Annotated in this window: 18 protein-coding genes; 5 read left to right on the plus strand and 13 right to left on the minus strand. The window is 29.4% G+C overall.

The genetic code is table 11. The features are described 5' to 3' along the window. Window positions 1-2 precede the first annotated feature (2 nt). Window positions 3-1109, plus strand: coding sequence for a cell division protein FtsZ (gene ftsZ / locus CORN_RS06340; protein WP_066008458.1), 1107 nt, complete (start codon window positions 3-5; stop codon window positions 1107-1109). A gap of 23 nt (window positions 1110-1132) precedes the next feature. After that, window positions 1133-2485 (plus strand): nicotinate phosphoribosyltransferase, encoded by a 1353-nt coding sequence (locus CORN_RS06345; RefSeq protein WP_066008459.1) that lies wholly within the window; start codon window positions 1133-1135, stop codon window positions 2483-2485. A gap of 7 nt (window positions 2486-2492) precedes the next feature. Here the strand turns inward: CORN_RS06345 and ispG are convergent, their stop codons facing one another. From ispG to CORN_RS06370, 5 genes are read right to left on the minus strand one after another with little or no spacing between them, the layout of a single operon-like run. Beyond that, a complete protein-coding gene (ispG, locus tag CORN_RS06350) occupies window positions 2493-3563 on the minus strand; it encodes a flavodoxin-dependent (E)-4-hydroxy-3-methylbut-2-enyl-diphosphate synthase (protein ID WP_066008460.1) in 1071 nt (356 codons plus the stop codon). Between the two features lie 56 nt (window positions 3564-3619). Continuing rightward, window positions 3620-5464, minus strand: coding sequence for a primosomal protein N' (locus tag CORN_RS06355; protein ID WP_066008461.1), 1845 nt, complete (start codon window positions 5462-5464; stop codon window positions 3620-3622). Then, window positions 5461-5925 (minus strand): type II secretion system protein, encoded by a 465-nt coding sequence (locus CORN_RS06360; RefSeq protein ID WP_066008462.1) that lies wholly within the window; start codon window positions 5923-5925, stop codon window positions 5461-5463. The genes CORN_RS06355 and CORN_RS06360 overlap by 4 nt, the downstream gene beginning before the upstream one ends. Next, window positions 5926-6162: a hypothetical protein gene (locus CORN_RS06365; RefSeq protein WP_066008463.1), complete on the minus strand. Its 237-nt coding sequence runs from the start codon at window positions 6160-6162 to the stop codon at window positions 5926-5928. Beyond that, window positions 6152-6382, minus strand: coding sequence for a hypothetical protein (locus tag CORN_RS06370; RefSeq protein ID WP_039665884.1), 231 nt, complete (start codon window positions 6380-6382; stop codon window positions 6152-6154). The genes CORN_RS06365 and CORN_RS06370 overlap by 11 nt, the downstream gene beginning before the upstream one ends. A gap of 151 nt (window positions 6383-6533) precedes the next feature. Here CORN_RS06370 and uvrB point away from each other — a divergent pair, with 151 nt between their 5' ends. From uvrB to CORN_RS06380, 3 genes are all read left to right on the plus strand, one after another. Further along, a complete protein-coding gene (uvrB, locus tag CORN_RS06375; RefSeq protein ID WP_066008464.1) occupies window positions 6534-8507 on the plus strand; it encodes an excinuclease ABC subunit UvrB in 1974 nt (657 codons plus the stop codon). An 8-nt stretch (window positions 8508-8515) separates the two neighbouring features. Continuing rightward, complete coding sequence (locus tag CORN_RS08670; protein WP_066008465.1) at window positions 8516-8788, plus strand: hypothetical protein; 273 nt, start codon at window positions 8516-8518, stop codon at window positions 8786-8788. A gap of 196 nt (window positions 8789-8984) precedes the next feature. Next, window positions 8985-10487, plus strand: a complete 1503-nt coding sequence (locus tag CORN_RS06380; protein ID WP_066008466.1) for an LTA synthase family protein — start codon at window positions 8985-8987, stop codon at window positions 10485-10487. A 21-nt stretch (window positions 10488-10508) separates the two neighbouring features. Here CORN_RS06380 and efp read toward each other — a convergent pair whose 3' ends face one another. From efp to pheS, 8 genes are read right to left on the minus strand one after another with little or no spacing between them, the layout of a single operon-like run. Then, window positions 10509-11078 carry an elongation factor P gene (gene efp, locus CORN_RS06385; RefSeq protein ID WP_039618934.1) on the minus strand — a complete coding sequence of 190 codons (570 nt, stop codon included), beginning with the start codon at window positions 11076-11078 and terminating at the stop codon, window positions 10509-10511. 60 nt (window positions 11079-11138) lie between these two features. After that, a complete protein-coding gene (gene serA / locus CORN_RS06390; protein WP_066008467.1) occupies window positions 11139-12719 on the minus strand; it encodes a phosphoglycerate dehydrogenase in 1581 nt (526 codons plus the stop codon). Further along, window positions 12716-13195: a hypothetical protein gene (locus CORN_RS06395; protein ID WP_066008468.1), complete on the minus strand. Its 480-nt coding sequence runs from the start codon at window positions 13193-13195 to the stop codon at window positions 12716-12718. The genes serA and CORN_RS06395 overlap by 4 nt, the downstream gene beginning before the upstream one ends. Window positions 13196-13201: 6 nt before the next feature. Then, complete coding sequence (locus CORN_RS06400) at window positions 13202-14869, minus strand: 30S ribosomal protein S1 (RefSeq protein ID WP_066008469.1); 1668 nt, start codon at window positions 14867-14869, stop codon at window positions 13202-13204. Window positions 14870-14924: 55 nt separating this feature from the next. Further along, window positions 14925-15761 (minus strand): 4-hydroxy-3-methylbut-2-enyl diphosphate reductase, encoded by an 837-nt coding sequence (locus CORN_RS06405; protein WP_066008470.1) that lies wholly within the window; start codon window positions 15759-15761, stop codon window positions 14925-14927. Further along, complete coding sequence (aroA, locus tag CORN_RS06410; RefSeq protein ID WP_066008471.1) at window positions 15751-17037, minus strand: 3-phosphoshikimate 1-carboxyvinyltransferase; 1287 nt, start codon at window positions 17035-17037, stop codon at window positions 15751-15753. Before aroA ends, CORN_RS06405 begins: the two co-directional genes overlap by 11 nt. Then, entirely contained in the window at window positions 17034-19364 is a 2331-nt protein-coding gene (gene pheT / locus CORN_RS06415) for a phenylalanine--tRNA ligase subunit beta (RefSeq protein ID WP_066008472.1), read from the minus strand. The genes aroA and pheT overlap by 4 nt, the downstream gene beginning before the upstream one ends. After that, window positions 19361-20353 carry a phenylalanine--tRNA ligase subunit alpha gene (pheS, locus tag CORN_RS06420; protein ID WP_066008473.1) on the minus strand — a complete coding sequence of 331 codons (993 nt, stop codon included), beginning with the start codon at window positions 20351-20353 and terminating at the stop codon, window positions 19361-19363. Before pheS ends, pheT begins: the two co-directional genes overlap by 4 nt. Window positions 20354-20384 lie beyond the last annotated feature (31 nt).

A 20384-nucleotide genomic window follows, 5' to 3' on the forward strand; every position in this document is an offset into this window, starting at 1 on the left:
CAATGAGCGAATATCTAGTAGAAGAAATGCAACATGCAAAAGGTGCGAAAATAAAAGTCATAGGCTGTGGTGGCGGTGGCGGTAATATGATAGATCATATGGTAAATATGGGTTTACATGATCTTGATCTTATTTCGGCAAATACTGATGCACAAGCTATAGCAAAATCTTTAGCAAAAACTAGAATTCAACTTGGAGAGAAAAAAACCAAAGGTTTAGGTGCGGGAATGCAACCTGAAATTGGAGCAGAAAGTGCAAGAGAAAGTTTTGAAGAAGTAAAAGCGGCTCTAAGTCAAAGCGATATAGTATTTATTTCTGCTGGACTTGGTGGCGGAACTGGCACAGGTGCGGCTCCTGTTGTAGCACAAGCTGCTAAAGAAGTAGGTGCACTAACCGTTTCAGTTGTAACTATGCCTTTTGCATTTGAAGGAAAACAAAGAAAAAAATTAGCCGAAGCTGGTTTAGCTGAATTAAAAAAAGAAAGTGATTCTATCATTGTAATTCAAAATGAAAAACTTCTTAGCATACTTCCAAAAAAAGCAGGCATAAAAGAAGCATTCAAACTAGTAGATGATATATTAGCTAGAGCTGTTAGAGGTATGGTGTCTATACTTTTAGAAGATGGTGATATTAATGTGGATTTTGCTGACGTTAGAACTGTTATGAGCCATAGAGGGTTGGCTTTAATGGGAGTAGGTCATGGAGAAGGCGAAAATGCTATTATGGATGCATTATCTAGTGCTATAGAATCTCCATTATTAGATGGTATGACTATGAAAGGTGTTAAGGGTGTGATTATTCATTATAAAATTGGTCCTGAATGCTCACTAATAGAAATTTCACAAGCCACTCAAAGCATTAGTGATATAGCGGATGAGAATGCAAAAGTAATTTTTGGTGCAACTACTGATGAAAGCATGGGTGATCGTGTTGAAGTAACCATCATCGCAACGGGTTTTGAAGATAAAGCCGAAGCGGAAAGCGCCAAAGAACAAGAAGAAAACAAAAAAAATAGTTACATGAATTTACGTAAAGCTAGCGGTGGATTTGATGAGGAAGTGATTTCTCAGCTTGATGTTCCAGCTTTCTTGCGTCGTCAGATGGATTGATTTTTTAGTAAAAATCCTTAAATATGAACTCATCATTATTATGTGATTTTTACGAACTAAGTATGGCTTATGCTTTTTTTAAACAAAATAGGCATAAGCAAATTGTTTATTTTGAAGTTTTTTTTAGAAAAGCTCCAGACAATGCCTCTTATGCTGTATTTTGCGGTTTAGAACAAATCATAGAACATGTTAATAACTTTTCTCTTTCTAGGAGTGATATAAATTTTTTAAAGAACACTCATAAATTTGATGATGAATTCTTAAACTACCTTTTAACTTTACGTTTTAGCGGAGATATATTAAGTGTAAAAGAAGGTGAATGTGTATTTGCTAATACACCTTTAATGATTATCAAAGCACCTATAATAGAGGCTTTATTACTAGAAACTTTCATACTTTTAACTCTAAATCATCAATGCTTAATCGCTACTAAAGCTAGTAGAATTTCTCAAATAGCAAGAAACAAACTACTTCTAGAGTTTGGCTCACGTAGAGCTCATGGAGAAAGTGCAGCTGTAAATGGAGCTAGAGCTGCTTTTATAGGTGGTTTTCATGCTAGTGCTTGTACTTTAGTTGGAAAAAATTTTGCCATTCCCATTAGTGGAACTATGTCTCATGCTTGGGTACAAATGTTTGATGATGAATTAAGTGCTTTTAGATCATATTGTCAAATTTATAAAGACAATATAAGTCTTTTGATTGATACCTATGATTATAAAAATGGTATAAAAAATGCTATTTTAGTTTTTAGTGAGTTAAATGCTGAAAATACCATACAAAATTATTCTATCCGTGTTGACTCAGGAGATTTGCTTAAAATATCTAAATATATTAGAAAAAAACTAGACCTTGCAGGTTTAAAAAAATGTAAAATTATAGTTAGTAATGCTTTAGATGAATTTATTGTCGAGAAATTATTAAAAAATAAAGCTCCTATTGATGCTTTTGGAATTGGAGAAAAACTTATCACCTCTGCAAGTTCACCTATTTTTGGAGCTGTATATAAGCTAGTAGCAATAGAAAAAAATGGAAAAATTATCCCAAAAATCAAAATCAGTGCAAGTTCAAGCAAAACGACTTTACCGTATTTTAAAAAGCTTATAAGATATTATAAAAACGATAAAGCTTGTTTTGATGTTTTATATACACACAATGAAAATTCAAAAAATTATAAAAATCTTGTAGCTAAAAATCTACATGAACTTATTTTTAAAAATGGAAAATTAGTTTATAAGCTTCCTAGCTTGAAAAATATTCAAGATTATCATAAAAAAAGCATTGATAGTTTAAATTTTAGACTAAAAAAGCTTCAAAATCCAAGTGTTTATAAAGTAAAAATTTCTAAAAAGTTAAAAAATTTACAAAAAAAAATTTAGAAAGAAACTAGTCTTTCTTTCTAAGCTTTACCTCATCTTCTACTTCAAGTAAAAATCTTTCTACAAGTTCATTTTCTTTTAATTTTGCCACCACTTCACCATGTCTTATAACCAAACCTTGATTTTTCCCAAAAGCAATAGCCACATCAGCACCCTTAGCTTCACCCAAGGCATTTACTACACAACCCATAACACTTATATTTAATGGTTCTTTTATATGTTTAGTTTTTTCTTCTACTATTTTAATTGCTTTAATCAAATCACTTTGAATTCTTCCACAAGTTGGACATGAGATGATATTTACTCCACTCTTTTGCACTCCACTATCTTGCAAAATAGCCCTTGCCACTCTAATCTCTTCTTCAAGTTCCCCTGTCATAGAAACTCTCAAGGTATCTCCTATACCCTTTAAAAGTAAATTTCCTAAAGCAATTGAGCTTTTAACTGTGCTATGAAATTTAGTTCCTGCTTCAGTAACCCCCAAATGAAATGGATAGTCACAAAGTGGTCTTAAAGCCTCATAAGCCTTTATAGTATTTTGTACATCTGAAGTTTTCATAGAAATTTTAATATCAAAAAAGTCTAAATCTTCCAATAATTTTATATTATATAAAGCACTCTCAAGCATAGCCTGAATGTTATAGCCATATTTATTGCTAAATTGCTTTTCTATGGAACCATGGTTTACGCCTATTCTAATAGGAATTTGTCTTTGCTTGCAAACTTGCACTACTTCTTTGATATTTTCCTTTGAGCCTATATTGCCAGGATTAATTCTCACCCCATCAATAAATTCAGCACAAAAAACCGCCAACTTGTGATTAAAATGTATATCTACTATTAAAGGCAAGGGACTTTTTGCTTTGATTTCTTTTAAAGCTCTTGCATCCACCATATCCAAACATGCTAAACGTACTATATTTGCACCCGCAAAATAAAGCCTGTTAAGCTGCTCTAAACAACCTTCAATATCCCTTGTTTTAGTAAAAAGCATGGATTGCACCGAGATAGGAGCATCACCACCTATTAAAACATCACCTACTTTTATTTGCCTTGTTTTGTATCTTTGATATTCCATTGTAATCCCACTTTTTTATCTTATTGTATACTTTTTTGACTTTGTAAAAATTAAAATCAATTAAAATCAACTGGATCTATATCACAAGTAATATTTTTAAAATTTAAGGCAAAGTGCTCAAATTTTACAAGTTCTTGGTGAGTATCAGCACGCAATAATACATAAAAACGCCATTTTTTATTTAACATTTCAATGCCACAAGCACCGTGTCCTACTAATTGCACTTGTTTTAATTCTTGAACTTTATTAGCTATAAATTCACACAAATTTAAAGCTTTATTTTTATCCTCATCTTCAATAATTAGCCTTAAAAGTCTTTTAAATGGAGGATAAAGCCCATTTCTAGTGTTTAATTCATCCTTCAAAAAGCTATCATAATCTTGTATATATTTTTCAAAAAAAGATCTATTCTTAGTTTGCAAAAGCACCCTACCTTCACCCTTACGACCTGCACGACCTGCTACTTGCATAGCAAGAGCCAAAGTCTCTTCTAAGGCTTTAAAATTAGGTCTAAATAAATACTCATCAAGACCCAAAATCACACTTAAATCTACATTGTGATAATCATGCCCTTTAGCAAGCATAGAAGTACCTACTAAAATATCAATTTTTTCTTGATTAAAATCTTTTAAAATCATATCAAGCTTTTTTATACTACCAACCTCATCACTATCAAATCTTTTTATAATAGGTTTAAATTCAACCAACTCTTTTTCCAAAAGCTCACAAAGTTCTGCTGTACCCATTTTTTTAGCTTCAAGCATAACTCCATTGCAAGTTGGGCAGGTTTGATCTATTTCTTTAGTAAAATTACAATAATGACATTTTAATGCATTTTTATTTTTATGCAAACTCAAAGCAATAGAACAAAAAGGGCATTTGATAGTATTAGCACATTCTTTACATAAAATTTGTCTAAAATTTGCCCTTGTAGGTAAAAATACCACAGCCTGTTTTTTACTTCTTAAGCTAATTTTTAATTCTAAAAGTAATTTTGATGAAACACTAAGCTCACTCTCATCATATAAAAACTGCTTTTTACTTTCAAAAAAAGTTCCTTTTAGTCTAAAACAAGGATGTTTATAAAAACTTACAACGCTTGGAGTGGCTGAACCTAAAAGAACTTTTATATGCATTTTTTTTGCTATAAATAAAGCTAAATCTCTTGCATTGATTTTTGGATTATTAGAAGCTTTATAAGAATTATCATGCTCTTCGTCTATAATAATCAAGCCTAAATTTTTAAAAGGTAAAAATAAAGCCGATCTAGCTCCCACTACCAAAAGAGCTTTTGAATTTGCTAAATCTTGTAAACACTCTTGCTTTTTTTTCTTAGTGATTTTAGAATGCCATAAGAAAAAATGCTCACTAAAATACACTTTTAATCTTTTTTGCATTTGTGGAGTTAAAGCAATTTCTGGCATTAAAAGCAAAACTTGCTTTCCTTGCTCTAGATATTCTTTTATCAAGCTAATATAAATTTCAGTTTTACCACTTCCTGTATCACCAAATAACAAGCTCATTTGTTTAGTTTTTATAAATTCCAAAGCTTCTTGTTGATTTTTACTTAAATTAGGTGCTTTTTCTATATGAATTTTTTCATTTTTATACTCTTTAATACTTTCAAACATACCTAAAACAAAAGCTATTTTACTAGCATAATAATAAGTAATAAATTGAGCAAGTTCGTATTGGTATTGTGTTAGTTTGAAGCCTGTTTTTTCTTTTATAACTTGGGTTTTAAAATCAGGTTTTGGACATTTTTGTAAAATTATAGCTTTGAGATTTTTTTTTCTTGTAAGATCAACTATTACCTCATCTAAAATTTCAAATTCTTCTTTACTTTCATAAGTTAAGATATCTAAATAATACCCTTTGATAGCAAGTTGATAAAAATTCAAAACCCATAATCCTTACAATTTAAACTCACACATTCTAAAAAAACTTTTTCACTATTATAAGAAAAATCTATGTAATTTTTAGTATTTATGAAAAATCTATATTGAGCATTTGCTATTTTCATCCATGATTTTTTATTTGAAATAATTGGCTTTTCTAAAACACTATAAGTACATTGATTTGCACGATTTTGTAAATTAGAGCAAAAAAATAATTTTTGATTTTCAGTATCAATCAAAGCTTCATCCAAAATTGTTGGAAAATTATTACTTTCTTTAAATAAAAACTGATTTCTAAGCAAAGATAAAGAAGCGTTAATAAGCTCTACTTCACTTTTAACTTGAATGAGTTTAGCATCATTTTTTCCAAAGGAAAAATACGGATAAGCAACCATACTAAGAATAGCAATAATCATCATACAAAAAACAAGCTCTATCAAAGTAAAAGCTTTTTTTGTTTGCATTTATTTTATTTCTTCATCGATAGTATTTATAAGTTTATTAAGTTCTTTTTTTAAAATGTAGTTTTCATAACTCAGTTTTACAAAAGTATTAATAAAATTTGCAAGCTCTATTTTCCCAGTACCTCCAGAAATTAAAGCAATTTCATCTTCAAGATGATTTGCAAATTCATTACTGCAAGTTACAACAAAGTCTTTTGCATAGACATTGATTGTAACTTTCCTTTGATTATTTGCCAAGAACAGCCTCTATTTTCTTGAAAATATCTTCACTTTGAGCATTACGAGATTTTAACTCTTCTTCTAAACGTGCAATTTGATTGCTTTTAGCTTCATTTTGTGCTTTAACACTCACCAATTCATTTCTTAAATTTTCATTCGCTTCACATACTTCATTGTATTTTTCAATCAATTCATTTACTTTGTCTGTCATAGTGTTGATAATTTTTTCATCATACATAATTTTGCCTTTTTGATTTTAATCATAAGAGTATTTTAAACACATAATTGTAACAAAAAAAAATTTAATTTCACATAGCTTTTTATTTTAAAATTTAAATTTTTATGAAAAATTTTGTGTAAAATTAAAAAAATATAAGTTAGGAAATTTTATGTTTAAACTTACTAGCGATTTTAAACCAAGCCCTGATCAAAAACAAGCTATAGATGGTATAGTAAAAAGCATTAAAGCAGGAAATAAATATCAAACCTTACTAGGTGTTACAGGTAGTGGAAAAACTTTTACTATGGCAAACATCATCAAAAATTTAAATATGCCCACACTTATCATGTCGCACAATAAAAGCTTATGTGCACAACTTTATAGCGAATTTAAAGGTTTTTTTGCTAGCAATCATGTGGAATATTTTATAAGTTATTATGATTATTATCAACCTGAAGCTTACATACCAAGAACTGATGTTTTTATAGAAAAAGACAGCTCTACTAATGAAGATTTAGAAAGATTAAGATTAAGCGCAAGTGCTTCTCTTTTAAGTTATGATGATGTTATTTGCATAGCAAGTGTTTCAGCAAATTATGGTTTAGGAAATCCAAGCGAATATGTAGGCATGGTTTTGATCTTAGAGCTTAATATGCAAATAAATCAAAAAGAGCTTTTAAAAAAGCTTGTAGATATGGGCTATAAACGCAATGATAATTTCTTCGACAGGGCTGATTTTAGAGTAAATGGTGATATAGTGGATATATATCCAGCTTATTATGAAGATGAGGCCATTAGACTTGAATTTTTTGGTAATGAACTTGAATCGATGTATCATTACAATGTATTAGAAAACAAAAAAGGTAAAGATCTAAGAAAATTCATACTTTATCCAACTAGTCAATTTAGTGTAGGCGAAACAAGACTCAAAGAAGCTATCAAAGGTATAAAAGCTGAATTAAACGAGCGTCTTGCTTATTTTGAACACGAAAATAAACTCGTAGAAGCACAAAGATTAAAACAAAGAGTAGAATTTGATCTTGAAATGCTCCAAAGCACAGGTATGTGCAAGGGAGTGGAAAACTATGCCCTACATTTAACAGGGCTTAAAAGTGGAGATACACCTTATACACTTTTTGATTATTTTGCTATTAAAAATCAAGATTTTTTGGTAATTATTGATGAATCTCATGTGTCTTTACCGCAATTTCGTGGAATGTTTGCAGGAGATAGAAGTAGAAAGCAAACTTTGGTTGACTATGGTTTTCGCTTGCCAAGCGCCTTAGATAATAGACCTTTGATGTTTGATGAATTTATTAATAAAAATTGCAAATTTTTATTTGTTTCAGCCACGCCTGCACCTTTGGAACTAGAATTAAGCAAAAAAAACATTTTTTATCAAATTATGCGCCCAACAGGACTTTTAGATCCTAAAATAGAAATAAAAGATAGTGATAATCAAGTTGAAATTTTATATGATGAAGCTAAAAAAGTTATAGAACGTAACGAAAGAGTTTTAATCACAGTTCTAACCAAAAAAATGGCCGAAGAACTTAGCAAATACTACTTAGAGCTTGGTTTAAAAGTAAAATACATGCATTCAGAAATTGACGCAATTGAGCGTAATGAAATTATTCGTGGTTTAAGAAGTGGTGCTTTTGATATTTTAATAGGTATTAATCTTTTAAGAGAAGGACTTGATTTACCTGAAGTTTCTCTCATAGCAATTATGGACGCAGACAAAGAGGGTTTTTTAAGAAGTACCACTGCGCTCATTCAAACCATGGGACGTGCGGCTAGAAATGTAAATGGCAAAGTATTGCTTTTTGCCAAAAAAATTACAAAATCTATGCAAGAAGCCATTGATACCACCAACGAAAGAAGAGTCTTGCAAGAAGCTTATAATAAAAGATATAATATCACGCCAACTTCAGTAAAAAGGAATATAGAAGAGAGTTTAAAACAAGATCTTGAACAAGGAGAAATTTATCGCAAAGGAAAAGAACTTGAAAAGATACCTGCAAAAGAGCGTGCCAAAATAGTAAAAGAACTAAGAAAACAAATGTTAGAAGCAGCTAAAAATCTTGAATTTGAAAAAGCAGCAATGCTTAGAGATGAAATTAACAAACTAAGAATTTTATAGGAGAAAAAATGAAAAAAATACTCACACAAATTATTGTCTTTTGTTTCTTATTTATAAGTATATTTTCTATTAATAGGCTTTTGATGCAAAATGGTTTTATTTCACAAAAAATCATACAAAGTAATTTCTATGATATAGTAAAAATGTATTTTTACGGAATTTACCATGATATAAGATTTTTAAGTATTGCTTTTTTACCACTTTTAATTTGTGGATTTCTTGCCTTGATATTTTCCTATCTTAACTATAAAAAAGTAACATTTACGGGGGGGGGTATATAGACTATATGGTATTATTTCAAGTGTTTATATAGCATTTATAGCTATTATAAGTATAATTTTTTCTTTTGCAAAATATTACTACTATGAACTTTATAATGACAAATTTAATATTTTTTTATTTAGTATAAAAAATGATAATATTAGTACTATTTTAGATATCACCTATAATGATTACCCTGTCTTAAAAATTTTACTTTTGGCTTTATTTATTTCTCTATGTTGTGTATTTTTAAATTTAAAAATTTTACATTATAAAATCACTAAAAACAACTATAAAATTCATACCTTATTAATTTTAAATATCATTTTAATTTTTATATACATTTTAGCTCTTAGAGGACCGTTTAAACACGTTGCTATTAATGTTCAAAACTATTCTTTTAGTGAATTCAAAGTTGTAAATGATATTATGCTAAATCCTATAATGGCTTTTGCTTGGGCTCATAAACAATACAAAGAAGAACAAAAAATACCCTCAATTGATGATAACACTGCAAAAGAAATTCAAAGTAAATTGTTTCCTTATATAGACATAAGTCAAAATAACCCTATAGCAGATACTATAAAACCGAGTATCTTTTTAAATATAATGGAAAGTTTTGGTCTAGAAATTGATGAGTATAGTTCTAAAGAAACAAACTTTTTAGGTGAATTAAAACAACATTTTGAGGAAGATTTTTTATTTAAGAGATTTTTATCATCAAGCAATGGAACTATACCTAGTTTGGCAAATTTATTATTTATAAGTCCATTTTCAAATATTTCAACTAGTAAATTTCAAACAATAAAACTACCTCTTACTCCTATTGAAATTTATAAAAAAGCGGGTTATAAGGTTATTTTTATAAGTGCTGGAAATGGATCTTGGCAAAACATAAAAGAATATTTAAAAAAACAAGGAGTAGATGAAATTATAGATGAAAACAGCATAATTAATTCTTACCCTCAAGCCAAAACAACACAAAATGGCTATGGAATATCTGATGAATTTTTATATAAAAAAGCATATGAGATATTACAAGATAATCCCTATAAAACATTAATCATTGCCCTAACAATATCAAATCATCCACCATATTTAGATTATAATATAAAAATCAATCATGATCAAATACCAAATGAGCTATTAAAACTTCTTCCATATGATCATAAAAAACAACTGGCTATATTAAAAGCATATACTTATGCAAACAATGAATTTGGAAAATTTTTAAGCAAAATAAAACAAAGTAAGTTAAAAGATAAAATCATTATAGCCGCTACAGGAGATCATAGGACGAGAGATTTAAAAAATAACCTATATAATACAAAAGCCTTTTCTTATAGTGTTCCTTTTTATTTATATATCCCAAAAGTACTACAATACAATATTAATTATAATAAAAATAGAGTAGGATCGCATAAAGATATATTTCCAACCTTATATAATATAAGCCTTAATAATATAGAATACATTAGCATAGGTGGAAGAAATATGTTAGGCTTAACCAAAAATAAAAAACTAGAATTTGGAATAAACGATGCATTATGGATTGATAATCAAGGTGTGTATACTGCAAACAAGGGATATTTTTTTGAAAGCAACACTTCAATCAAAAACACAAATCAAGAAATCATTTTAGATAAATATCACAAAGAATTTCAAGAATTATATTATAAGTTAAACTGGTGGCAACTTAATAAAAGATTAAACAATTAAATAAGCTAAGATAAACTTAGCTTATTTGTTTGCTCTTTCTATATATTCACCGCGTACAGTATCGACACGGATTACCTCTCCTTCTAATACATGGAAAGGAATTTGCACAACCGCACCTGTTTCCAAAGTAGCTGGTTTTTTATTCGACCCTTGAGTATCACCTTTAAAATTTGGTGCTGTTTCGATGATTTTTAGCTCCATTACTTGAGGTACTTCAACGCCGATTGCTTTTCCATTATGAAATAAAACATCTACCATAGTTCCATCAAGCATCCATTTTTTAGCTTCACCCACATCTTCATCACTAATTGCAACTTGCTCGTAAGTTTGAGTATCCATAAATTGACAATTCTCACCATCATCATATAGATATTGCATTTGTTTTTCTTCTAAATTTGGAGATTCGCATTTATCTCCTGCATGGAAAGTTTTTTCTAAAACCTTGCCATCAATAAAAGATTTAATTTTAATACGTACAAATGCAGGACCTTTACCTGGTTTTACGTGTTGATATTCTACGATTTTAAAAGGAATACCATCAATTTCTATCTTTAAACCTTTTTTTAGATCTCCCATTCCATAAGAAGCCATATATTTTCCTTAATTTTAAAATTAAAAAATAATTGTAACAATTAAGGCTTATAAAAAGCCTTAAATTTCTGCATATTCTGCAAAAATACAAGCATCGATAGCTCTTAATTCTTCAAGTAAAGCTTTTGAAATTTTTGTATCAAGTAAAATTACAGCTAAAGCTTTTCCAAAACCATTTCTACCAAGTCTAAAATCAGCAATATTGACATTATTTTTAGCTAAAATTCCACTAACATTAGCTATAACCCCTGGTATATCATTATTGTTTAAAATAATCATCTTGCCCTTAGGCTTAAAATCTACATCAAAACCATTTAATTCTACTATTCTTTGCTCATTTTCACCAAAAATAGTTCCTGAAATAGAAAGATTAGAATTATCAGTAACTACTTTTATGGTGATTTTATTACTATATCCACTACTTGGTAAAATACGAGAAGAAAGTTCAACACCTTTGTCTTTAGCTACAAAATGTGCGTTAATATAGTTGATATTTTCACCCAAAATTCCTCTTAAAACACTTACTGTTGCAAAAGTTAATAAAGACTCATTATACTCACCAATTTGTCCTTCACTTTCAAGTTTAATAGCCTTAATAGGAGTTTTATCAAGCTGAGCAGCCAAAAAACCCATTTTTGAAATAAGCTCTATATAAGGTGCAACAAAACTTGGTAAATCTTCAGTTTTTATCGGTAAATTTAAAGCATTTGGATAAGAAATTCCTCTTGCAGCATTTAAAGCTTGCTCGCATGCTTGGATAGCAATATTTTCTTGACTTTCTAAAGTATTTGCTCCAAGATGAGAAGTAACAGAAACATTTTCAAAGTCTAAAAATGGATGATTAGTTGCTGGTTCTTTATTAAACACATCAATGCCAAGCCAAGCTATCTTACCACTTTTTAAACCCTCACATAACGCATCTTCATTATAAAGACCACCTCTAGCACAATTTATCAATCTTACACCATCTTTCATTTTGCTAATTTCTTCAAATGAAATCATATCTGTGGTTTCTTTTGTTTTTGGTGTATGTATGGTAATAAAATCACTTTGAGTTAAAATTATTTCTAAAGAATTAACACATTCTATACCTAGATCAGTCATCTTAGAAGCCACTACATAAGGATCATAAGCAATAACTTTCATACCAAAAGCTTTTGCACGTACAGCTACTCTTGAGCCTATATTACCAAAACCTATAACCCCTAAAGTTTTTTTCATAAGCTCTACACCATACCACTTTTCCCTTTCCCATCTTCTTTGTATTTTTAAGAAATTGTGTGCATTTACAAAAGATCTTGCAGAGCATAATAAATGATTCATAGTAAGCTCAACTGCTGCTATAGTATTGGCTGTTGGAACATTCATAACAATAATGCCTTTTTTAGAACATTCATCTATATCAACATTATCAACCCCAACACCTGCTCTAACTAAAGCTTTTAAATTAGAACATGCATTGATAAATTTTAAATCAACATCTGTTGAACTCCTAGTAATAGCTACATCCACATCACTTAATTTTGCTAAAAGCTCATCTTTAGGTAAATGTGCTGCCTCAATAAGCTCTACATCATCAGCTTTTCTTAAAAGCTCCACACCTTTGTCTAATATTGCATCACACACAATAATTTTCTTCATAACCAAACCTCCTTTAATTTTGCATTTATGTTGTAGATTTTTAATTTGTCAATCAGTGCATTTAAAACTTTTTCATTATTTGTATCTAAATAAATTGCAACTTCATCTTTACTTTGCGTTAAAGTGTATTTAATAAAAAAAGAATGTAATGTTTGCTTTAAACAGAACATAGAATAAATATCATTTTTATTCACATCAAGCATATAAAATTTTTGCTTTGGCTTTACTACAGAATCATCCACATTAAAGCTCATATAAAATTCATTTGTTGCTGGAGAAAAATCATTAATTTTAAGATTTGAAAGCTTGTCTTGCCAAGTTTGTGGCAATTCTTTTTTTATCTCATCGAAAGAATACTTAATATTTTGTGAGATAGATAAATTTTCAATATTTACATATCTCACCATAAAAACAAAAACAATAATCAAAGCTAAGCTTAAAAAGCCTAAAATACCATAAAGGGTATATTTTTTCATTTTTTACTATGAAAGTTGATCTTTGATAATATCACCCAAAGTTACTTTATCATTATCATTGATCTCATTTAATGCTTCTCTTTCTTTCATTTTTGCAAGGCTCTTGACGCTCAAACGAATTCTATTTTTCTTTTCGTCAATAAAAACAATCAAAGCTTCTATCGTATCACCTATTTTCAAACTTGAAAAATCTATATTTCCCAAATCTTCTTTATGAATAAGCGCATCAACTTCATCTTCAAGCTCTACAAAAATTCCAAAATCTTTGATATCTCTAATTTTACCCGAAACAATATCATTTACTTGATGTTTTTGTGCATAAACTTGAACTGGGCTTTTTTGTAATTCTTTAGTGCTTAAAGAAATTTTTTGATTTTCCTTGTCCAATTTAATGATTTTAACTTCTACAACATCACCGATTTTATACATATCTTTACATTTATCATTTCTACTCCAAGAAGCATCTTCATTATGTAACAATCCCTCTAAGTTAGCAATTTTTACAAAAGCACCAAAATTAGTCACAGAAGTAATACTGCCTTTTACCACATCACCCACTTTGTGTGATTTTAAAAATTCATCAAAAGGTTTTGCTAATAAATTTTTTAAAGAAACTCTAAGTCTTCTTTCTTTGGCATTAATTTCAATCACTTCAACATCAAGATCTTGCCCTTCGCTTATATAATCTTTTGGATTTTTAGCGTTTTTATCCCAAGAAATTTCACTTATATGTAAAAAGCCTTCTATGTCATTTCCTAAATCTACAAAAGCACCATAAGGCTCGATATTTGAAACTGTAACCTTAATAGTATCCCCGACTTCTAAACCATCTTTGATTTCATCCCAAGGATCAGGCATAGCAAGTTTAATAGACAATGAAAGGTGTTTTTTATCTTTATCATATTTAATCACTTTCACAGGAACTTTATCACCTTCATTATATAATGAGCTAGGATTTACTGGTCCTTTATAAGAAATTTCACTATAATGAACTAAACCATCAACACCACCTACATCAACAAACATACCGTAAGTAGTGATTTTTTTAACAACGCCTTCTATGATTTCTTCTTGATTTAATACATTAGAAATAATTTCTTTGCGTTTTCTTCTTTCTTCATCTACTATTTTCTTTCTAGAAACTACTATACTTTGAGCTTCTTTATCTATTTTAATAATTTTAACTTTAAAAATTTTATTGATGATGTTATTAGAATCTTTAAAATTACTTTGAGATTTTGGCAAGAAAAATTCTACGCCATTTTCATCTATAGCCACAAAACCGCCTCTATTTTTACCAATAATTTTTACATCAAATATACTTTCACTATCTTTATAGTTGTCAATAAATTCTTTAACTTTTTGCTTTCTTAAAGCTTTTTTATGAGAAAGTAATGATCTGCCACCGCGAGAACCCACTATAGCAACTTCTAATGTATCACCTTCTTTGAAGATAAATTCGCCTTTTTCATTTTGAATTTCTTCTACTGCTAAAATACCTTCTGATTTTTGCCCTACATTTACAAATACTTCATTGCCTTTAATTGCAACAATTATACCTTGTGTAGTTGCTTCCTCATCAGACTTGAAAGACTCTTCAAGCATTTGCTCAAAATCTTCTTCTATGATAATATCCTCTAGTCTGTTTTGAACTTTTTTGTTCACCTCGCTCATCGTGGTCCTTTGTTTTAAATTTTAATTCTTGATTATAGTATTGTTTTCTTTAAACTTAGTTAATTTTGGTATATTCTTTGATTTTTTCTAAAACCAAATCAATCACCCAATCAGGTGTAGAAGCACCCGCACTAATACCGCATTTTTTTTTATCATTAAACCATTCTTTTTGAATTTCTTTTTCATTTTCTATTAGATAACTATCCTCACAATAATTTTTTGCTATTAAAAAAAGCTGTTTCGTATTGGCTGAGTTCTTACCTCCAACTATTATCATTACATCACTTTTCTTAGCAAGTTCATTAATTGCTTCTTGATTTTTAAAAGTTGCATCACATATAGTATTAAAAACACGCACTTCTTTTACTCTAAGCATTAAAAAATTTACAATTTCCATAAATTTTTCTATCTTTTTTGTAGTTTGTGATACCACTGCGATCTTAGAAGGTAATTTAATATCGAGTAATTCTTTTTCATCAAGCACTACATAAGCTTTAGTACTCACATAGCTTCTGACTCCTTTAACTTCAGGATGATTTTTATCACCAAAAATCACAACTTCATAACCTTCATTGCTCATTTGTTCGCAAATTTTTTGGGGTTTGGTTACAAAAGGACAGGTTGCATCAAAAATTTCTATATTTTTTTGTTTTAATTTTTCCAAATCTTGCTTTGTTATGCCATGAGTTCTAATAATAGCTTTTTTTTCTGTGCTTAATTCATTAATATCATTTAATGTTTTAACATTATAATTTTTCCAAAGTCGTGTAATTTCTTCATTATTATGAATTAAAGGACCTATAGTGGCCGCGTCTTTGATTTGCTCTGCTTTTTTAATTGCCCTTTTTACTCCAAAACAAAAACCGTAGCTTTTTGCTAATTTAATCTCCAATTTTAGCTCCTATTTGCTTTAAAATCTCAATAAAATTTGGAAAAGAAGTTTTAATGCATTCACAATCATCTACTTCCATTCCACATCTTAACCCCAAAATCAAAAAACTCATTGCGATTCTATGGTCTCCAAAACTTTCTATTTTTGCGCTTTTGGCCTCACCACCCTCTACTTCAAAACCATCTTCAAATTCTTTTATTTTTATGCCACATTTTTGCAAATTTGAAACTATGGCTTTAATCCTATCACTTTCTTTTACGCGCAATTCTTTGGCATTTCTTATAATACTTTTTCCTTTTGCACAAGCAAAAGCTATAGCTAAAGCCGGAATTTCATCAATCAACCATGCGATATTTTTACTTATGCTAACTGCCTTTAAAGGTGCACTTTCAACACAAATTTCTCCAACACTTTCAAAATCTTCATTGACAACACTATAAGTAATTTTCGCACCCATTTTTTCTAAAATTTTAAAAGCTTCAATACGAGTTTTATTTAACAAGACATTTTTTAAAGTTACCCTAGAATGAGGCAAAATACAAACAGCCAAAGCAAAATAAAAAGCCGATGATGGATCATTTGGAATACAAACTTCAAATGCTTTTAATTTTTCTTTTAAAGGTTTGATTTTTATAAAAGTTTTTTCATCATTCAAATACTCAATACAAGCTCCCATTTTATTAAGTATAATCTCACTATGATCTCTTGAAAGCTCAATTTCCTTAAAATAACTTTCTTTTTTTGCAAATAAGGCTGCTAATATCAAGGCAGATTTTACCTGAGCTGAAGCAATATTGCTAGTAAAGTTAAAACCATCTGGTTTTACCCCTTGTATACAAATAGGTGCTAAATTTGCATTAATTCTTCCATAAATTTTGGCACCAATGCTTATTAAAGGCTCGCTTACTCTTTTCATCGGTCTAGCATTTAAGTATCGATCTCCACTTAATACAAAAAACCCATCTTCGATAGCACTTAAAAGACCTATCAATAATCTCATAGCTGTACCTGAATTTCCACAATCTAAAATACAATTTGGAGATTTTATATTAGCTGGAGCTTTAATATAATAAAACTCATTATCTTCGCATATTTCAGCTCCTAAAGCCTTTATAATTTCTAAAGTATGCAGAGTATCTTGAGCTTTTAAATAATTTTTAATTTTACAAGTTCCATAAGTAAGCAAAGAAAAAATGGCAAAGCGATGAGATATAGACTTATCAGATGCCATATCTTCAAGCTCTACTTTGAAAGAGTTAATAGGATTTATTTTCATCGAAGTTTTAAACCATGTTCATCATCTAAAGCTTTGATGATTTTATCTATATATTCAAGGATAATATTATCCTCTAAAGTTTTTTCAAAATCCCTAAATACTAAATTAATAGTCAAGCTATAAAAATCGCCCAAATTTTCATCTGTGTATAGATCTACTACTCTAAAACTTTCTAATCTTTCTATATCTAATTTTACGATGGTATGTTTGATTTTTTCATATTCAAAACCTTTTGGTATAACTATGCTTAAATCTCTACTCATAGATGGAAATTTAGAATAAGCTTTAACGGTTTTAAAGTCTTGTTTTAAACCTTCCAAATCAAGCTCACAAATATAAGTTTTAGCTAAATCTCTTTTGTTTTCTATACTTAAATGCACCCTACCAACAAAACCTATACGCTTACCATTTTTATATACATTTGCTTGCTCATATGGGCTTAAAAATGCATATTCTGATTTTTGCAAACTAAACTCACCTATAATACTCTTTAATTCAGCTAAAAAGGTATAAAAATCTATTAGAGCAGGTTTGGCTTTATTTGCTATTTTAGCTTCTTCTTTGTAGCCACTAAAGATCATTGCAAATTTGGTATGCTCATTTGAAAACTCATCAAAAACACTACCGCACTCAAAAAGTTTGATTTTCTTTTTTGAATTTCTTAAATTAAAACTTACCGCATTTAAAAGATGGTTTATCAAAGTACTTCTTAAAGTATTAAGCTCATTGGTGATAGGATTAATGAGTTTATTTTTAATGCATTTAAAGCCTAATTGAGCTAATTCTTCCTCATTATCCAAAACATAATGAATACTTTCAAAATATCCATTATGACTTGCTCTTAATCTTAAATTTTTAAGATTTTGGTAATCAAAATATACTCGATTTAAACGATTTTTTTCTCTGAACTCTAAAGCCTTTGACGGAATATTATCAATACCAATAATTCTTACTATCTCTTCACTAATATCAGCTATGTTAACTATATCACTGCGATGAAGTGGAATTTTAATATTAAATTGCTCATCATTTACCACACTTATTTCAAAACCTAATTTTCTAAGAATTTTTACCAAATTATTTTTATCTATAGGCATACCAATGATTTTATCAATTTCTGAACCAAAAATCCCAATAATATTAGCTTCGTTTTCTTTGAAAACTTGCTGACTTCCAGAAAAAACACTAATAGTATTAATTTTTAAACATTCGTTGAATAAATACTCCATTCCCAAAGAAAGTTTAGGTTCACTACCTCTTAAAGAGCGATATATAGTATCATTTTTCTTTTTGTAAAAAGCTACTGCATCTGCTATAGTTTGTGGGTGGGTGTAACTTGCTTCTATGATAATAATTTTACTTTCATCGTTGATTTTAAATTTATTCTCTTGTTCTATCCCTGCTAAAGCAATCAACTCATCTTTATAATAAATTCCATATTCACCATGTTCTTGTGTTTTTATCTCTAAAATAATCTTTTCATCAATTTGGCAATCTTTACAAAGCTTATGAAAATCATAAGCACAAAAAATCACCCCACTTGCATGGGTTGCATATGTTAAAAGATTTTCTATATTATTGTTTTTATATGCTTCAATTAAAGCAAGACGGATCTGTATCGTGATATTTAATTTAAATTCTTCTTTTATTTCCAAAGCCTTATAAGCAAAAAATCCTTCTACATCGCTTTGATTTTTTATACTTAATATTCTTCCTATACCTACACTATTTTCATTTTCTTTCAAAGGAATTAATTCTTTTAAATTTAAATCAAACGCTGCACTTAAATCTCTAGCAACGCCATATAAACTCAAACAATCCCCACGGTTTGGAGTAAGCTCTATCTCAATTAACTCATCATTAAAAAGCTCATAGGTATTTAAAGCTTTTCCTAAAACCAGTTTTCCCATGCTCTCATCTAAAATCATAATACCTTCATTACTTTTTCCAAAGCCAAGTTCGCTAGAAGAGCAAATCATGCCCATAGATTCAACCCCTCTAAGCTTAGCAGGTTTTATCTCAAGGCCACTAGGAAGCACTGCACCTACTAAAGATACAGCTACAAATTGATCCTTATCAACATTTTTAGCCCCACAAACAATTTGCAAAATTTCACTTCCAACATCTACTTTACAAATATTTAATTTATCTGAATTTTCATGTTTTACTTTTTCTAAAACCTTGCCAATTACAACTTTTTCAGGAGCTTTAACACTTTTATAACTATCAACTTCTAATCCTATAGAATTTAAAGTATTTACTATAGTTTGTGTTGATATTTCATTTAAATCAATCCATTCGTTTAACCAATTTCTACTAATAATCATCTAAATTGCTCCAATAATCTTAAATCGCCTTCAAACATAGAACGTAAATCAGGAATTTTATGTAAAAGCATAGCAAAACGCTCTACACCCAAACCAAAAGCATAACCACTTACATTTTTATAGCCAACAAATTTATAAACATTAGGATCTACTACACCACACCCTAAAACCTCAAGCCATCCTGTTTGCTTACAAACCCTACATCCACAACCTTTACAAAACACACAAGAAATATCTACTTCAGCCGATGGTTCTGTAAAAGGAAAAAAGCTTGGTCTAAAACGCACCTTTACATCGCCAAACATATGCTTTAAAAAATGCTCTAACATATCTTTTAGATTTGCAAAATTTACCCTATCGCCCTCTTCTACAACAAGTCCTTCTACTTGATGAAACATAGGAGTATGAGTAATATCAAAATCTCTTCTAAAAACCGCACCTGGTGCTATCATCCTAATAGGGGGTTTTTGAGAAAGCATGGTTCTAATTTGCACCGGAGAAGTTTGCGATCTAAGCAAGGTTTTATCTTCAAAATAAAAAGTATCTTGCATATCTCTTGCAGGGTGATTTTGAGGTAAATTTAATGCTTCAAAATTATGAAAATCATCCTCAATTAAAGGTCCTTTTTCTATGCTGAAATTTAAAGCAGTGAAATATTCTATGACTTTATCCATAGTTTGCATGATTGGGTGCAATGCACCTGCATTAGAAGTTTCATCAAAAAAGCTAAAATCTTGCACATCTTGTTTCATTTTTTCATTTAAAGCTTTTCCTTCTAATTCTTGTAACTTTATTTGATAAGCTTTGTTAAATTCATCTCTTGCTTTGTTTAAACCATTAGCAAATTCTTTTTTTTCTTCACCTTGTAAATCTTTTAACTTTGCAAATTCTAAAGTCAAAATACCTTTTTTTCCTAAAACATTTACTTTTATACTTTCAAGTTCTGCTAAAGTATTTGCAGAAGCAATTTTTTCTATCATATCTTGCAATTTTAGCTCCAACTAAATTTTTTTTAAACAT

Origin of the sequence: Campylobacter ornithocola (assembly GCF_013201605.1) — a bacterium.
GTDB lineage: Bacteria > Campylobacterota > Campylobacteria > Campylobacterales > Campylobacteraceae > Campylobacter_D > Campylobacter_D ornithocola.

What these genes read in the sequence shown, in the direction of transcription:
- uvrB (WP_066008464.1), top strand. Translation starts at nt 6,534, where the DNA reads ATGTTTAAACTTACTAGCGATTTTAAACCAAGCCCTGATCAAAAACAA.
- CORN_RS06400 (WP_066008469.1), bottom strand. Translation starts at nt 14,869, where the DNA reads ATGAGCGAGGTGAACAAAAAAGTTCAAAACAGACTAGAGGATATTATC.
- CORN_RS06345 (WP_066008459.1), top strand. Translation starts at nt 1,133, where the DNA reads ATGAACTCATCATTATTATGTGATTTTTACGAACTAAGTATGGCTTAT.
- ftsZ (WP_066008458.1), top strand. Translation starts at nt 3, where the DNA reads ATGAGCGAATATCTAGTAGAAGAAATGCAACATGCAAAAGGTGCGAAA.
- CORN_RS06360 (WP_066008462.1), bottom strand. Translation starts at nt 5,925, where the DNA reads ATGCAAACAAAAAAAGCTTTTACTTTGATAGAGCTTGTTTTTTGTATG.
- aroA (WP_066008471.1), bottom strand. Translation starts at nt 17,037, where the DNA reads ATGAAAATAAATCCTATTAACTCTTTCAAAGTAGAGCTTGAAGATATG.
- serA (WP_066008467.1), bottom strand. Translation starts at nt 12,719, where the DNA reads ATGAAGAAAATTATTGTGTGTGATGCAATATTAGACAAAGGTGTGGAG.
- ispG (WP_066008460.1), bottom strand. Translation starts at nt 3,563, where the DNA reads ATGGAATATCAAAGATACAAAACAAGGCAAATAAAAGTAGGTGATGTT.
- CORN_RS06370 (WP_039665884.1), bottom strand. Translation starts at nt 6,382, where the DNA reads ATGTATGATGAAAAAATTATCAACACTATGACAGACAAAGTAAATGAA.
- CORN_RS08670 (WP_066008465.1), top strand. Translation starts at nt 8,516, where the DNA reads ATGAAAAAAATACTCACACAAATTATTGTCTTTTGTTTCTTATTTATA.
- pheT (WP_066008472.1), bottom strand. Translation starts at nt 19,364, where the DNA reads ATGATTATTAGTAGAAATTGGTTAAACGAATGGATTGATTTAAATGAA.
- efp (WP_039618934.1), bottom strand. Translation starts at nt 11,078, where the DNA reads ATGGCTTCTTATGGAATGGGAGATCTAAAAAAAGGTTTAAAGATAGAA.
- CORN_RS06395 (WP_066008468.1), bottom strand. Translation starts at nt 13,195, where the DNA reads ATGAAAAAATATACCCTTTATGGTATTTTAGGCTTTTTAAGCTTAGCT.